Origin of the sequence: Pseudoalteromonas sp. S3178 (assembly GCF_005886985.1) — a bacterium.
GTDB classification, from domain to species: domain Bacteria; phylum Pseudomonadota; class Gammaproteobacteria; order Enterobacterales; family Alteromonadaceae; genus Pseudoalteromonas; species Pseudoalteromonas carrageenovora.
In genome coordinates this window covers 1-15,648 of the sequence record NZ_PNCW01000027.1, presented here as the reverse complement: position 1 = coordinate 15,648, position 15,648 = coordinate 1, and the positions used below count along the sequence as shown (strand labels likewise).

The following is a 15,648-nucleotide window of genomic DNA, read 5'->3' as shown; positions in this document are numbered from 1 at the left end:
AAAACTATGAATGCTGTTGTTATAGGCGTTATTTTAATGCTGGGGCTATCGTTGGCCCGTGTAAATGTCATTGTTGCAATGACAATTAGTGCCTTAGTTGCAGGCTTAACTGCAGGTTTAGGTATAAAAGAAAGTGTGGATGCATTTAATTCAGGGCTTTCAGCTGGTGCAGAAATTGCGTTAAGTTACGCTATGTTAGGTGCATTTGCAGTCGCTATTTCTAAATCTGGACTGACACGGATCCTTGCCGATAAATTATTAGATAAAGTAAACGCAAAAGGTAGCACTAACCAAACGTTTTTGAGCTACTTTATTTTATTAATTATTTTAGGGTGTGCTATTTCTTCGCAAAACTTAGTACCAGTACATATTGCGTTTATCCCTATTTTAATACCTCCCTTACTTGTTGTTTTTAATCAATTAAAATTAGATAGACGCGCAATAGCATGTATTTTAACGTTTGGATTAGCCACGTCTTACATGGTACTACCTTATGGTTTTGGTGGTATTTACTTGTACTCAATACTGCATAAAAACTTGGTTGATAACGGACTTGATATAGTCAATACACAAGTACCAATGGCTATGATTATTCCTGCAATTGGTATGTTTATAGGCTTACTCATCGCGGTATTTATTACATATAGAAAACGCCGCGAATACAATGCAATGCCTTTAACTACGCAAACTAAAAATTCAGACATTGAAAACCCTAAAAAAGTAATGATAGTTGGCTTATTTGCAGTGCTTTCTTCACTAGTTGCACAAAATTTAAGTGGCTCAATGATTTTAGGTGGCTTAGTCGGTGTAATGATATTTAGTGTATTTGGTGTTGTTAAATGGGAAGAAAATGGCGACGTATTTAGCAAAGGCGTTGCGATGATGGCCATGATAGGCTTTATTATGATTTCTGCACAAGGTTTTGCGTCTGTTATGCAAGCAACTGGCGACGTTGCAAGTTTAGTTCACAGCGGTGCCGCTCTTTTTGATGGCAATAAACCATTAGCTGCAGGTGTTATTTTGCTAGTAGGTTTATTAATAACAATGGGAATTGGTAGTTCATTTTCTACAGTGCCTATTATTGCCACCTTGTTTGTCCCTTTATGTTTAGACCTTGGTTTTTCAGTTATGGCAACCGCAGCCCTTGTTGGTACCGCGGGTGCTTTAGGTGATGCAGGCTCTCCCGCATCAGATTCAACACTTGGACCAACATCTGGTTTAAATGCAGATGGCCAACACGATCATATTAGAGATTCTGTTATTCCAACCTTCATCCACTTTAACATCCCACTAATTATATTTGGTTGGATAGCTGCAATGGTACTTTAAGTATGTTTTAAATGAGGTATGGGACTGCCATACCTCACCTACTTTTAACTACTACATTGGTAGAAACTTTTTTATGTAGCTCTATTGCTAAGTTTATCTTATACAAATAATTAGTATGATGTGTTCTTTTTGGTTGAAAATATAAGCACCTAAATGGTGCTTATATTTTTCTTAATAACTTTAAATAAATAAAAAGTTATTTTTTAAATCCATTAAGCATTTTATCGCAGACTACTGGTGTTGGTCTGTGATCATCATCAACTGCTACAAATGTAAAGCTACCGCTTATAGCTGAGTGCTTATCATCTTTATGCATTGTCTCTAATAAAATATCTACATCTACCTTTAAGCTCGTATTACCAACATGCACTACTTTTGCTATTAACTCTGCAAATGTACCCGCAGGTATTGCTTCTTTAAAATCAACACGGTCAGAAGAAATAGTCACTAAAGGCTTTCTACAAAAACGAGTAGCGGCAATAAATGCCACCTCGTCCATCCAAGCTAAAGCATCACCACCAAAAAGTGTATTATGGTGATTAGTACGACCCGGAAACACCGTTTTAGTAACCGATGTAGTTGAATCTTCTATTCGTTGTGCAATTACAGCATCACGCTCAATGTTAGTCATAGTCTCTACTTTTTATTTGCAAGGGTATCTTGCATTAGTAATGCTGGATCTAGACGTTCACCTTTCCAGTTAAAACGCCAATCTAAATGTGGGCCAGTAACACGGCCAGTTGCACCAATTTCAGCTACTTTATTACCTTGAATAATTTTATCACCTACTTTTACATCTAACTTACTTAAATGAATATATGTAGAGGTAACACCGTGGCCATGATCAATAATTAAAGTGCCACCTGAATAATATAAATCAGGCTCAGCATATACTACAGTTCCACTTATTGGTGCATACACAGGTGAACCTGTTTTATTAGCTATATCTAACCCAAAGTGAGGTCTGCGCGGCTCGCCATTAAAATAACGCTGGCTCCCATAAACACCCGAAATACGTCCTTCAGCAGGCTTTAAAACGGGGTCTAAAAAGTATTCTAAGTCTGAATTTACTTCACGAGCTTTGCGCACTGCTAAAGCTTCGCGGCTAATTCGAGCACTTACTTCTTTTGGTGGCGACACATATTTTTTTGCCACACCTGTAATTTTGTCAATTTTGTAATCGCGTTTTGTTATTGCTAAGTGTTGAGTATGCTTTTTTCCAGAACTGTCTACCCACGTTAACGTATGAGCAGTGTCAGCATCACGGCCAAAACCAAATACAAAATGACCATTTTTTGAAAGCTTTAACTCAGTGCCATCTAAAGTTACAGATTTAACATTATCTAACTTACCGGTAACCAAGCCACCTTGCGTAAGGTGCCCTTTTAGTTCAAGAGCCATTGCGTTAAAACTTGCAGAGGTAATTAATGCTGTTGCCAAAAGTGTTTTAAGCATAACTAATCGATCCTTTTCCGACTCCTTCATAAGCCGTTATTTTTACGTCTTTATCAGGGAATTGAGCTTTCACTTGGCCAGCTACGTGCTCAGCAATACATTCAACCGTAGTATCAACAGGTAAAATATCGCAGCGCGACTCACTAATGGCCATTTCAAAATAGCCCTGTGCAGATGTATATGCAAAACATACATCATCAGGTTTAGCTGATACGTGTTTTAAGTCTTTAGCGTCAATTTTATCTTCACTTGTGGCTAGGTAAATATCTTCCCACTTTTGAGACCATTCTTTTTGCAAGCGAGGCATAGAAATACCATCAAGGCTAATACCAATTTGAGAACGATGGCCATGAATAATGCGCTGACAATTACCGTCGTGCTTTTTAAGCCCGTGACTGTAATGATAATAAAAACTTTGGCTATGCTCTGGTTTGAGTTCAAGCTCAATTTTTTCTATGTTGTCTGGTAATTTAGGTAAAATAGTAGCAATTAAAAATTCTGTTACCGATTCAACATTTACTTGCTCTGCATCTATCATGCAATAAGCTTGATGAGGAGCACTCATTGCTAAATGCTTGTTATCACCAAACGTACAATCAAGTGTTTTGTGATTTTCAAATTCATTAACTGAGCCTGTAAGGCCTGATGGAATAGCTAAACGATGATCAATACAGTCATCAATAATGCCTTTGATTTGCTTTTTAACTAAGCCAAAGTCTAATACCATGGACTCGTCGTTTAGCTTACCGTGCAAAGTTAAATCAACAATCCAGCTCTCGCCAACGGCGCCGCGTTTGTTACATAAGTAAGAAAAATCAATCACTGTTAGTGAGTTAACAAAAAGGATCATAAACTTCCTTTAAACTGGTTATAAGTCAGGGGTAATTATAATGATTTCTGATTGTAATTGCGCGGTTTTATAGTGCAAAAACCAATCGCGTTGATTGATTGGTGATAAAACACGCAATTATTTGATTTTTTAACTGCTCCGAGTTGTTTAGCGTACAAGTGTACGCTAAAGTACTTGGCAATTTCTAAGCGAAGATAAGTGTTATGGAACCTAAAAATAGCTATACAAAAGAAGAGTTGATCCTTTGTGGTCAAGGTGAAATGTTTGGTGAAGGCAACTGCCGCTTACCAAGTGACAACATGTTAATGATGGACCGCATTACTTCTATTACTGCTGATGGCGGAAGCCATGGTAAAGGGGAAATTATTGCTGAGCTTGATATTGACCCGAGCCTTTGGTTTTTCGATTGTCACTTTAAAGGTGACCCTGTAATGCCTGGTTGTTTAGGCCTAGATGCTATGTGGCAGCTAGTTGGCTTTTACTTAGGTTGGTCTGGTGGCCCTGGTCTTGGTCGTGCACTTGGTGTGGGCGAAGTTAAATTTACAGGTCAAATATTACCAACAAATAAAAAAGTAACATACCGTCTTGAAATGAAACGTGTAATTAAACGTAAACTGTTTATGGGCGTAGCAGATGGTACTGTTGAAGTAGATGGCCGAGTGATCTACGAAGCAAAAGATTTAAAAGTGGGCTTATTTCAAGACACTAGTGCGTTTTAATTCATTAAATTGCTAAACAAAAAGGCCTCCATTTGGAGGCCTTTTTGCTTTAATTCGGTTGTAACTAATTAGGTTTTGTACATGTTGCGGTTTTCAATCGCTTCACGCCAACCTCCTAACCACTCTGACTTAGGATCGATTTGTTGATAAGGGCATAGCTCTTTAGAGCGACCAGCTAAACCTGCTTTAAAACCTTGAGAATGAGCTCTTTCTAAACGATCTCTTTTCTGTCTCTTCATCGGTAATATCCTCACCTTTTATTTGTATATTTTTTGTAGCATTAGTGAAATCTACAATTAATGAATAGTTAATAAAAATGTAAAGTTCAAATAGCAAAAGCAATTAAATTGTTTGACATTAACTAAGCTGCTGATGCAAAAATGAATTAACATTTAAAAAAGTAAGTGGTCATACAACATTTAATTTGACCGGTTTTATGCTAAATATAATGCGACTCAATAATCGCTAAAATGTACTTAAGTACATAAATTCCGACTCACCTATTTTCACTTAGTTCCAAACAAAATTGTAACTATGACATTTTTATTTCTAGCTAGTAAAAATTCTATATTGAATTAATTTTATACAATTTAAATTTATACTTGATTATTTAAAGTCGATCGGTCTATATTGTACTTAACAAAAAACAACCAGTTTATTTATTTATGCAAAGTAACGATCAAAGTCCAGTAAGGCGTGGGCGCCCTCCTAAAGTGCCACGTGAAAACGCAGACACAAAAGCGCTTTTAATAAGAACAGGGCTTGAAACACTTACTGAGTTTGGCTTTAGCGCCACTGGCTTAGATACAATTTTAAAAAAAGCAGCGGTACCTAAGGGCTCTTTTTATCACTACTTTAAAAGTAAAGAAGCATACGGTATAGCTTTAGTAGATGCCTACGACACCTACTTTATTGCTAAGCTAAATCATTATTTAAAAGATGAGGCCACGCCTCCTTTAGAGCGCATTGTTAATTTTACGCAAAGTGCCATTAAAGGAATGCAAAAATACGAATTTAAACGTGGTTGTTTAGTAGGTAATTTAAATCAAGAACTTAACCACCTAAGTGACGATTTTAAAATACGATTAATGCAAAGCTATGTTACGTGGCAAAAACACCTTGAGCTATGTTTAAACCAAGCAAAACAACAAGGCACTATTGCTAATAACGTTAACACCTCTTTGATGAGCGAGTACTTTTGGATCGGTTGGGAAGGTGCGGTTATGCGCGCTAAACTTACCAAAACAAGCACCCCGCTTACTTTGTATACAGAAATGTTCTTACGCGCATTACTAACTTAATGCGCTTTTTATTCACACATTAAAAGACGATCGGTCTAAAAGGATATCCCATGAGCAACCCAATTAAAGCCGTTGTTATTAACAAAGACGAAAATAACTATAGCGCTACTTTAACAACTATCGAAAACAGTGATTTACCAAAAGAAAATGTATCTATAGATGTGCTTTACAGTACGCTTAACTATAAAGATGGATTAGCTATTACTGGTAAAGGCCCAGTTGTGCGAAGCTTCCCTATGGTGCCTGGCATTGACTTAGTAGGGAGTGTTACTGAGTCCACCAGCGATGAATTTAAAAGTGGCGATAATGTTATTTTAAATGGCTTTGGCGTTGGCGAAAAACATTGGGGTGGACTTGCTCAAAAAGCGGCACTAAATAGTGATTGGTTAATTCCTCTTCCCGATGCAATTTCACCAAAACAAGCTATGCAAATAGGCACCGCAGGATACACTGCAATGCTCAGTGTTATCGCGCTTGAAAAACAAGGTATTACTCCAAGCTCAGGCGAAGTACTCGTAACCGGTGCTAATGGTGGTGTGGGTAGCTTTGCTATTTATTTATTAAATCAACTTGGCTTTAACGTAACGGCTGCAACAGGTAGATTAGATCAAAGCGATTATTTAAAAGAGTTAGGGGCTTCGCAAGTAATAGATAGAAACGAGCTTTCAAACCCAGGCAAACCATTACAAAAAGAGCGCTTTGCTGGCGCAATAGACTCTGTAGGAAGCCATACACTCGCCAACATATGTGCCTCATTAAAATATGGTGGCGTTGTTACAGCATGTGGACTTGCCCAAGGCATGGATTTACCCGCATCAGTTGCGCCTTTTATTTTACGTGGTGTATCGTTAATTGGTATTGATAGCGTAATGCGCCCTAAAGCTGACCGAGTAGAAGCGTGGAATAAATTAGCCACATTAGTTAAAGCAGATTACCTTGATAAAATCTCTAGTGAAATCACGCTAGATCAAGTAATTGATAACGCTGAGTTACTTATGCAAGGCAAAATTCGTGGCCGTGTAGTAGTTAATTGTCAAAGTTAGGCTAATTATCTTGTTAAAGCCTCGGTATTAAATTTATAATACGCTTTGTATTTTTAATAACGAGGCAACACCTATGAGCAACCAAGAACTTTTCAGTAATAACCCACTGCAAGGCGTAAAATTAGAACAAGTGGTTGAAGAGCTGGTTGAACAATATGGGTGGGAACTTCTTCACGCTTATTTGCAACTTAATTGTTTTAAAAACAATCCAGACATTAAATCTGCGGTAAAATTTTTACGTAAAACCCAATGGGCACAAGAAAAGGTAGACAATTTTTACCTTTACCGTCTTAAAAACTTACCTAAACCGGACGATGTTCAGTACGAATTGCCACCACGCGATAGAGTAATTCCTGAGGATCATAAACCAGGTGAACCGTGCGAATTAAGCTTTAGTGATGCAAAACGAATCATGGAAAAAAAAGAGACTAAACAACGTGCCCGCGCTCGTAAACAACGCTCTAATTCAAGTAACCCTTGGGGTAACTAAGCTTTAGTGAAAAATTTAAACTAAAAAGCCAATCTATATTGGCTTTTTTTGTGGGTAAATTTTGCTTTAGTGGTAAATTGTATAAAGCGAGTGGCTTGAATATTAATACCCTCTTTTTCTCCAAAAATCATTTTCAGAGCCTTGTTGTTCAAGCGCTATATTAAACGTTTTATCTGCAATAACTTTATTATTTAATGTAAGCGTCATTCGCCAATCACCGAGTTTATTTTCAATAGGCTCCCACAATGTATCACCTAAATAAAAGTGCCAGTCGTTGTCTTTAACGAATTCAACTCCATCAAACGGAGCCATTACCTCGCCCTCTTCATTGGGTATATCAGGATGATAAATACAAAAATGGAGCTTTTCGCCTTTGGCTTTTTTAATATTAACTATTAAGCCAAACTCCACATCAAGTTTGGCAGTAACATTAGTTGTAAATTGCTCAATTTGCGGTAACGCTTTGCTTTTGTTATCCCACGTTGAATAAATCCCATAACTTTGAATAGAAACCTCAGGTTTAGACTTTGCCATAACTTATATTAATTACCGTAGAGTGCTAATAAGCTGATTTTATAACAGTTAAGTCAATAGTAAAATCCGACTCATTACTAATTTGTTTAATGTTGACTTATTTTTACACATTACTTGCACAATATTATTTAAAAGTGACTTATCTAAACTCATGACTTTTAATAATGATCAATACGACTCTTTACCTAAGCTCAAAGTCTAAATATGTGTCAATGCTATTCGTTGTTATGCTTTGCTTACTCTCTATAGATACAAGCATTGCGAATGAGAATAAATATAACGCAGTACTTAACATCGAAGATGACACTATTTTTATTAGCGCTACCCTTCCTATATCAGTGTTTTACAATTTGGATAATAACCAAAATGGTATAATTTCTATTGATGAATTTAATACACATAAAAGAAGGATAAAACGAAAAATACACACGCACTTATATTTAAGTAATCAACTTTATAAATTTACTATTAAAGACCTTAAAATCAGCCCTAACGTAGTAAAAGTAAATAATGCAGTCATTAACACTCTAGCCCTAAGCGGTAAATTTACGATGCCTATTATTACAAAAAACTTAAAATTAAATATGAGATTATTTAGTCAAAATAAGCCTGATAGCAGCTACTTAATTACTACAAAAAACAATAAAAATCCTGTACATCAATTTACGATTTCTCAACGTTCACCTTATAACTGGATATTTAATGGTGAGTTGTAAATAATTAAAAGTATTGAGTTTAAAATTAATAATGCTCTGTTTTGTTATAGATTCAACTTTGCAAAAGCTTTGGATTCTTAGGAAAAAAGTGATCGCCTTGTTTAGCGCATAGCTCAAACTCGCGGGTATTTTTATACGGTAGTTTCATAAACCCAGCAACACCTACATCTGTAATGTTTACCGCGTATTGCATTAACTTATTAAGTAGGCGCTTAAACTCTACCTCTTTAGTAGAGTCTAATAGTCGGTAGTAATGGTGAATCTTCATTCTATCGGGCAACGCTTCAAAAATAATACACCCAGTATGATGAATTTGGTTAAGCTCAAAGACACACTTAATAACTTTTTTAGGCAGTTGTAATTGCTCGTCAGGGTCTTTACCATCTTCAAAGTAGGAATGTGGACGGGTTATTTCATTCGCTTTCATGCTTACTATTTCGTAATCAAGCTCTGGTAAGCTATCAAATTTAAATGCCCCTGTACCGTCTCGCTCTAATTGAATAGTTTTACGCGCATCAAATAAACAACATTTAAAAAGCCCTTTTTGTGTAATACCTTGTGCAAGCATTACCGTGTTATTTATTGCATCTGTAAATGCATTTGCGAGTGTTTCGTCGTGCATAATAAGTGACGACTCAACAAATAAAGAGTCATCCTTCCAATGAAAACTTAACCCCCCTACAGCAGGGTATTTAGCTAAACGGCTAATAGACGCTAAAAAAGCTTTTTCGGTATCGCCGGTATCAAACAAAAATTCTTTATAGTAACGGTCAAGCTGCGCATCGTTTACATCTAATAGCTGTTGTTTATGATCTGCTTGGCGTAAAAACTGTTTACGAGAGCTATAAACTACCGTGTCAGGTTTATCGCCGCCACCAAACCAATATGGGATAGCGGGTCGTGGTTGTTGTATTTTTATTTCTAGTAAATACGCTTTGGCCATAGTGGTAATATTACGCATAAAGTAATCGCCCGCACCGTCACGCTCTTCTTTATTTTTAGAAAGCATGCCATCAATCACTTTAGCCAGCTCTTTAGGCAAGCCTAAAGAACTCGCAGGAATAGCTTGCGCGCCAAAACGGCATGATTGCGCCGACGCTAGCGCATACAAGGTTGCTGCAACGCCTTGTTCGTCAAAACGTGGGGATGATTGCTCACCCGACATTTGTGCTTCGCCAATGAAGTACACATCCCCCATACGCGCATTAGTCGTGCTTAAATCTCCCGACATTAAATCCATAAAGTTACTGGCAATAGGCTCACCGTTACTATCAACTTGCGCATACACAGAGCTTCCCCAATCAACAAGTGAAAGCGCATCGGTTTTTTCATCCCACACAAGGTTAGAAGGCTTAATATCGCCATGCACAATAGGTTGTGGGCTAATGCCGTTTTTATGGCTTCGTAAATCAACTAAAACGTTACGAAGCCTTAGAGCAAGTGCCATTACTTGCGATGCACTAAAACGCCCTTTTTTTAGAGATACTTTTTCAAGGTCTTCGCCTATAGCGCGTGCCATCATTAATATGCCTTGCTTTTTAATGCGCTCAAACGCGTAAAAGGTTGGCACTAGCGGATTGTTAATTTGTGAGAGCATATACGCTTCGTCTTCAAGGCGATCGCGCACACTTTGGGCAAGCGTAATACGTGAGAACTTAAAAACCCAAGGTAAGGCGTTATCGTCATCACCGGCAAACACAAAACCAAAGGCACCAGAGCCTATCATTTCTACATTTTTATAACCAAGCAGCGTTAATTGTTTAATACAAATGTTAAGCCACTGACGATGCTTTTTAGCATCGCGGTGCGAAAGCAAATAAACAGATTGCTCTTCGTTAATGTAAAAATTTCGAATTTCTTTGGCTTTCAATACAGACTCTCTAATTGAGTGATTTATGAAGAATTTTTTAACACGATGATTATTAGTTTTATATAACGATATTACAATAGCTTGCAACGTAGTTTTTAAATTACAAAGCTGAGAAAGTATTTAAATAATTACAATTAAACAACAAATGTTGCATCCAATAAAATTACTAAGCCGTATTTAATTTAACAGCACTAAATAGTAAGCATATTAAATAGGGACTTTAAGCATGATAACACTAGCAATTTTAACTATAGGCACTTTATATAGCGGCTATGTACACGCAAACATAGAAAAACTAACTGTATATGGCCACCGAGATGGGTTAATTGGTGAGTCAATCAGCGCATCTAGCGGCATTATTGGCCAAGGAGAAATAGAGCAGCGCCCTATGTTAAGAAGCGCCGAAATGTTAGAGCTAATACCGGGTATGGCGGTTACTCAACACAGTGGCTCTGGTAAGGCTAATCAGTATTTTATTAGAGGCTTTAATTTAGATCACGGTACCGACTTTGCCACCAGCATAGATGGCATGCCCATTAATATGCGAAGCCACGGACACGGCCAAGGCTATACCGACCTAAATTTTATAATTCCTGAGTCTATTTCAACCATTAACTATCAAAAAGGCTCATATAGCGCAAGCCAAGGCGATTTTTCAGCCGCAGGTAGCGCACAGTTTAAATTGGCTGATAACCTAAAACATCAACAAATAGAACTAAGCATAGGAGAAGACAACTATAAACGTGCTGTTGTACTTGGCTCTACTAACTTAACAAAAGGCAAAATTGTTGCAGCAGCAGAATGGCAAGGCTACGACGGCCCGTGGGATAATATAAACGAAGACGTAAATAAAAAAAATGCCCTACTACGCTATGTTGGTAAAGCCTTTAATGGTGACCTCTCAATCACTGCTATGGCATACGACAATACATGGAATTCAGCAGATCAAATTCCACAGCGTGCGGTCTCGCAAAATTTAATATCTCAGTTTGGCTCACTTGATACTACGCTTGGCGGTAGCTCTAGCCGTTATAGCTTATTGAGTAACTGGCAAGGAGATCATATAAAAGCCAGCGCTTATGTCATTAATTACGATTTAAACCTGTATTCTAATTTTAGTTATTTTTTAAATGATCCAATTAATGGTGATCAGTTTAATCAGCAAGATAGCCGCAATATTTATGGCTCTAATATAAGCTATCACTTTGAAACTAAAACATCAGATATAAACATGCAACACACTGCAGGTGTTGAGCTTCGACACGACGACATAGATAACGTTGGGCTTTATAACACGCAAGCAAGAAAGCGACTTAGCACTGTAAGGCAAGATGAACTAAAGCAAATCAGCTACTCAAGCTTTTGGGAGTCTAAATTTTTACTTACCCCAAAATTAGAGGCCACTGCTGGTGTGAGGTACGACTACTTTGGTACTAACGTTACCAGTAATACTGGTGCAAACTCAGGTAAAGCAAACGATGATTTAGTCAGTTTTAAAGGAAGTTTAAATTACCGCTTTACTGATTTACTAGCCGCATATGCTAATTGGGGTCAATCTTTTCATTCTAATGATGCGCGTGGCTCTACAATTAATATAGACCCAGTTACAGGTGAGCAGGCAGAGCAAGTAGATTTGTTAGTAAAAAGTGAAGGCGCTGAAATTGGATTACGATTTGCTGATGAGCAAAAGTTTAATTTATCGGCTGCACTTTGGTGGTTAACGCTCGACTCAGAGCTATTGTTTGTAGGTGATGCCGGTAATACAGAGCCCAGTGATGCGTCTAAACGCTATGGCTTAGAAATAAGTGCTTATTACTGGATTAACGACAAATTTAGTATTGACGCAGAAGCCTCGTTTACACATTCTCGCTTAGATATTAATGGGGATAATAATTACATTGAAGGCGCTGTACCTGTTGTTGCAAGTACAGGTTTAAATTGGCATTTAACACAACAATGGCAGTCATCAATTAGAGTTCGTCATATTGGCAAACGTACATTAACAGACGACGGTGATAAACGCTCAGAACCCTTAACGGTTGTTAATAGCTCAGTAAGCTATAAGCAAACCCATTGGAAAGTAGACTTTGAATTACTTAACTTATTTAACAGTACCGACCACGATATTGATTACTATTATGCATCGCGTTTACCCGGTGAGGCTGCTCAAGGCGTTGAAGATAATCATTTTCACCCTATTGAGCCTAGAACAGCGCGACTAACATTAAGCTTGTTATTTTAGTATTCATTGAGATTTACAGTGACACTGTATATAAAAACAGTACCACTGTAAAACATACCCCTAGCCAATAAGTAGCTTAGTAATTAATCCGATGCTTTAACAAGCTGGCTGATGTTACTCAACAATGCGAAGTTGATTTATTGAATTAACATCAACATGTGTTTGATAATAATATTTATTGGTTTTCCTGCCTTTACTTAAAAAGTCGATAGTTGCCCGCTTTGCTTCACCTGTCACTTCAATTGTTTTACCAATAAAAAACGTGTCGGCTGGTTGTCCGTATTTTTCTGTGAGTTTAGCAGCTACTTTTGAACCAATTGAAATTGTAATAGCGCGTCGATCACGATAGTCAGCTTCGGTATTTAAAAACACGTCACCGTACTGAGAGCCCGCAGTTTTAATATAAAACTTAAATGTACCGCTAACACCTTGCGGCGCGCTCTGCTCCGAAAGAGCTATTAAGTTCATATTTGCAGTAGTGCCTTCGCCAAGCGCCGGTAAGTGTTGTACAGAGCTGCAAGCACTAAGTGTTAATACACTTAAAAGAGTAAGGTATTTCAAGATATAACATCCTTTTTTATAAGTAGATGTTAATAGTAGCATTTATGAATTTTAAGTTTCTATAAAAGAAACAAGTTTAGCCCAGTTAAGGGCTAAATTAATTATATTTTAAAAGTGTTCGTTAAGGGGCATTTCGCTGAGAAGGATCTGTTTTAAAGCTTTTTATCATTTGATGAGGATCTACATTTTCACTATGCTCTTTTGCAGCTTTTGCCCACCAAACCATCTGTGAAAAAGTACGATGAAAATAATTAAACCACGAAGATTGTTCTTGCCCAGTTTGTACACTGCCGTCGTCATTAAAAACTTCTTGTGCTTTTGGTACGTGGATCATTGCAGATACAGGTAAGCAGCCAAGCTCAGATAAAAATGTGCGCATACTTATTGCAGCTCTTAATCCGCCCCATTGCCCAGCAGAATAAGTAACAATGGCACTGGGTTTGTACGAAAAGAGTGAGCTACCAAAGTGATTAAGTAAGTCGCTCAGGGCTGGGCTCATACTATGGTTATACTCAGGGCTAACCATTACATAGCCATCAGCCGCTTTAATCTTGTCGGCTAAGGTGTTGAGCATAGAAGGCGCCTTACCTTGTGCATACGCAAAGTGAGGCTTAAAAACTTGCTCATTTGGGTAATCAAGTGCATCTATTAGTTCAAACTCGTGCTCTGAATACTGCTCATTTAAACATTCAATACAGGCTTTAGCTACACGCTCACCTAATCGAGCAGGCCTAGGAGGCGTGCTATCTCTTACAGTGCCTAAGAAAACTAAAAATTTCATATTAACTCTCCATTTGTATTTTTATACAACAACACTACCCTAACATTTTTATTCGTTAATTTTATAAATTACAAAGTGTTGATTGATATAAAACATAAAAATCACAACGCATAACTAAAACAAGAAGTATTTTATTGTTATGGATTCTTTATCCATAGTGTTTACACATTTAGCCATTAGTATGCCATTGTATATAAAGTACAAACTTATATTTAAAAGGATAAAGCATGAGCTTATTAAAATTTGGCAGCAAGGTAACAGCCCTCGTTACTTGCTCCCTAATACTAACAGGGTGTGATGAAGTAACAGACAAGCCAATTACCCCTACTAATATTGACTCAAATAGCCAATCGGCCACTCAACACTCGCTAAATTTATCTATGTTCAAAAAAGGTGCTTTTTTATCTGAGCCTAACATTGTTGATTGCGAAACAGCACAAGGCACTAAAACTAAGTGTTATGAGTTAATTACATCAGGCGCACCAGCAGGTAGAGAGCCAGGCCCATTTTGCCCGCGCACTACAACCGATGGTGCGGATGTAGCTGGTAGTTGGTTTAGCAAAGAAGGAACAGGCGATTTAGTAGATTTAACTGGCCAATTTATCCTAAAGCTTGATGAATATTACGGTGATGAAAAGTGGGTACTCTACGACACTAAAACAAATAAAATTAGATACACAGCCACTAAAGAATCTTGCTCAGGTGCAGCTCGTCCTGATGTTGAAGAGCAATATAAACAAAATTGTATTGAGTGTGAGCTTTCATACTTAGAGGATAATTTTTCATTAACGTATTTAATTCCTGTTACACCTATTCCTGCAAAAAATTCAGGTCGCTTAAGAACGGTTGGTATAGCATTAGACGGAACTGAGCTATCTGGGCCTGCTCCAATTGATGCCATTTTAGGCAGCTATACAATTGCCGCATTTGATGATTGTGGTGGGCATATTAATTTACACCAAGGATATCACTACCATTCTACAACGGGCTGTACTGATTCTGCTGCTACGGAAGATGGCCACGCTCCTCTTATAGGTTACGCAATCGATGGTTATGGTATTTATGCAATGCGCGATGCAAGCGGTAAAGAAGAGTCACTTGATGAATGTCGAGGAAATACAGACTCTACCCGTGGTTATCATTATCATGCAGCAAGCCCTAGCGAAAACATGTTTATTGGTTGTTTACATGGCCAGTCCGTAAGACCCGCAGGAGGTCCACCGGGAGATCATCAAGGTCCGCCACCAGGCAATAATCCTGACAAACATTAAAGGAAGTTATCATGTTTATAAAAAGTAGTTGTTTGTGCTTGCTTGGTATGGGTTTACTTGCAGCACCTACATTTTTAAATGCGCATTCAGGGGCGTTAAATGGTGTTGCAGTTAAAGCTTGCGCAAATAAAGTTAAATCTCAATCATGTAAATATGAAGGCAGCCATAATGATTTATATATAGGTAGCTGCCAATATATGGCTGATGATTTAATGTGTGTACGAAGTCAGCCGATTCAAAAAATTGATAAGGGAGTTTCCACCCCTATAAATAGCCACACTCACGATAAAGAAAAGAGTGACTCAAAAACCCAATCTTAATAAAACAATGTAAATCTAGGGCTTAATTTGTACTAGCTCAGACTTGATCTGACAGTTACCCATTTTTCTAATGGTGACTGTTAGTTTAGATTTGAGCTAAATTCTTTTCTGCCCAAACCGTTTTTCCATCCAGTAATGTTTCAAGTGGTGTTCGACCGCAACATAC

At 37.6% G+C, this 15,648-nt stretch carries 17 protein-coding genes; 9 read left to right on the top strand and 8 right to left on the bottom strand.

Annotation, left to right across the window (positions count from 1 at the left end):
- The first annotated feature begins 6 nt into the window (after positions 1-6).
- Positions 7-1,329, top strand: a complete 1,323-nt coding sequence (locus tag CWC11_RS08190) for a Na+/H+ antiporter family protein (protein WP_138682291.1) — start codon at positions 7-9, stop codon at positions 1,327-1,329.
- 196 nt (positions 1,330-1,525) lie between these two features.
- Here CWC11_RS08190 and CWC11_RS08185 read toward each other — a convergent pair whose 3' ends face one another.
- The 3 genes from CWC11_RS08185 to CWC11_RS08175 are packed head-to-tail and all read right to left on the bottom strand — an operon-like array spanning position 1,526 to position 3,634.
- Positions 1,526-1,960, bottom strand: a complete 435-nt coding sequence (locus CWC11_RS08185) for an acyl-CoA thioesterase (protein ID WP_138682290.1) — start codon at positions 1,958-1,960, stop codon at positions 1,526-1,528.
- Positions 1,961-1,965: 5 nt separating this feature from the next.
- The gene (locus CWC11_RS08180) at positions 1,966-2,784 is read right to left on the bottom strand and encodes a M23 family metallopeptidase (protein ID WP_138682289.1); all 819 of its coding nucleotides are present in this window, start codon (positions 2,782-2,784) and stop codon (positions 1,966-1,968) included.
- A complete protein-coding gene (locus CWC11_RS08175; RefSeq protein ID WP_138682288.1) occupies positions 2,777-3,634 on the bottom strand; it encodes a 6-carboxytetrahydropterin synthase in 858 nt (285 codons plus the stop codon). The genes CWC11_RS08180 and CWC11_RS08175 overlap by 8 nt, the downstream gene beginning before the upstream one ends.
- A gap of 203 nt (positions 3,635-3,837) precedes the next feature.
- Between CWC11_RS08175 and fabA the strand changes: the two genes are divergently transcribed.
- A complete protein-coding gene (gene fabA, locus CWC11_RS08170; protein ID WP_058550023.1) occupies positions 3,838-4,353 on the top strand; it encodes a bifunctional 3-hydroxydecanoyl-ACP dehydratase/trans-2-decenoyl-ACP isomerase in 516 nt (171 codons plus the stop codon).
- Between the two features lie 68 nt (positions 4,354-4,421).
- Here fabA and rmf read toward each other — a convergent pair whose 3' ends face one another.
- Positions 4,422-4,592 (bottom strand): ribosome modulation factor, encoded by a 171-nt coding sequence (rmf, locus tag CWC11_RS08165; protein WP_004586522.1) that lies wholly within the window; start codon positions 4,590-4,592, stop codon positions 4,422-4,424.
- A 426-nt stretch (positions 4,593-5,018) separates the two neighbouring features.
- Here rmf and acuR point away from each other — a divergent pair, with 426 nt between their 5' ends.
- From acuR to CWC11_RS08150, 3 genes are all read left to right on the top strand, one after another.
- Positions 5,019-5,654: an acrylate utilization transcriptional regulator AcuR gene (gene acuR / locus CWC11_RS08160; RefSeq protein ID WP_138682287.1), complete on the top strand. Its 636-nt coding sequence runs from the start codon at positions 5,019-5,021 to the stop codon at positions 5,652-5,654.
- Positions 5,655-5,704: 50 nt separating this feature from the next.
- Entirely contained in the window at positions 5,705-6,697 is a 993-nt protein-coding gene (gene acuI, locus CWC11_RS08155) for an acrylyl-CoA reductase (NADPH) (protein ID WP_138682286.1), read from the top strand.
- A 73-nt stretch (positions 6,698-6,770) separates the two neighbouring features.
- Positions 6,771-7,187, top strand: coding sequence for a VF530 family protein (locus CWC11_RS08150; RefSeq protein WP_138682285.1), 417 nt, complete (start codon positions 6,771-6,773; stop codon positions 7,185-7,187).
- A 102-nt stretch (positions 7,188-7,289) separates the two neighbouring features.
- Here the strand turns inward: CWC11_RS08150 and CWC11_RS08145 are convergent, their stop codons facing one another.
- On the bottom strand, positions 7,290-7,721 hold the full coding sequence (locus tag CWC11_RS08145) for a DUF3859 domain-containing protein (RefSeq protein ID WP_138682284.1): 432 nt from the start codon (positions 7,719-7,721) through the stop codon (positions 7,290-7,292).
- Positions 7,722-7,885: 164 nt separating this feature from the next.
- Between CWC11_RS08145 and CWC11_RS08140 the strand changes: the two genes are divergently transcribed.
- Complete coding sequence (locus tag CWC11_RS08140) at positions 7,886-8,437, top strand: hypothetical protein (RefSeq protein ID WP_138682283.1); 552 nt, start codon at positions 7,886-7,888, stop codon at positions 8,435-8,437.
- Positions 8,438-8,489: 52 nt separating this feature from the next.
- On the opposite strand, the gene CWC11_RS08135 is transcribed toward CWC11_RS08140, so the two are convergent.
- Positions 8,490-10,307 (bottom strand): protein kinase domain-containing protein, encoded by a 1,818-nt coding sequence (locus CWC11_RS08135; protein WP_138682282.1) that lies wholly within the window; start codon positions 10,305-10,307, stop codon positions 8,490-8,492.
- A 226-nt stretch (positions 10,308-10,533) separates the two neighbouring features.
- Here CWC11_RS08135 and CWC11_RS08130 point away from each other — a divergent pair, with 226 nt between their 5' ends.
- Positions 10,534-12,549 (top strand): TonB-dependent receptor, encoded by a 2,016-nt coding sequence (locus CWC11_RS08130; protein WP_138682281.1) that lies wholly within the window; start codon positions 10,534-10,536, stop codon positions 12,547-12,549.
- A gap of 114 nt (positions 12,550-12,663) precedes the next feature.
- Here CWC11_RS08130 and CWC11_RS08125 read toward each other — a convergent pair whose 3' ends face one another.
- Both CWC11_RS08125 and CWC11_RS08120 read right to left on the bottom strand, forming a co-directional pair.
- Entirely contained in the window at positions 12,664-13,110 is a 447-nt protein-coding gene (locus tag CWC11_RS08125) for a hypothetical protein (protein ID WP_138682280.1), read from the bottom strand.
- A 121-nt stretch (positions 13,111-13,231) separates the two neighbouring features.
- The gene (locus tag CWC11_RS08120; RefSeq protein WP_138682279.1) at positions 13,232-13,891 is read right to left on the bottom strand and encodes an NADPH-dependent FMN reductase; all 660 of its coding nucleotides are present in this window, start codon (positions 13,889-13,891) and stop codon (positions 13,232-13,234) included.
- 227 nt (positions 13,892-14,118) lie between these two features.
- Between CWC11_RS08120 and CWC11_RS08115 the strand changes: the two genes are divergently transcribed.
- Together CWC11_RS08115 and CWC11_RS08110 are read left to right on the top strand one after the other, a co-directional pair.
- The gene (locus CWC11_RS08115) at positions 14,119-15,162 is read left to right on the top strand and encodes a YHYH protein (RefSeq protein WP_138682278.1); all 1,044 of its coding nucleotides are present in this window, start codon (positions 14,119-14,121) and stop codon (positions 15,160-15,162) included.
- 11 nt (positions 15,163-15,173) lie between these two features.
- Positions 15,174-15,482, top strand: a complete 309-nt coding sequence (locus tag CWC11_RS08110) for a hypothetical protein (protein ID WP_138682277.1) — start codon at positions 15,174-15,176, stop codon at positions 15,480-15,482.
- Positions 15,483-15,648 lie beyond the last annotated feature (166 nt).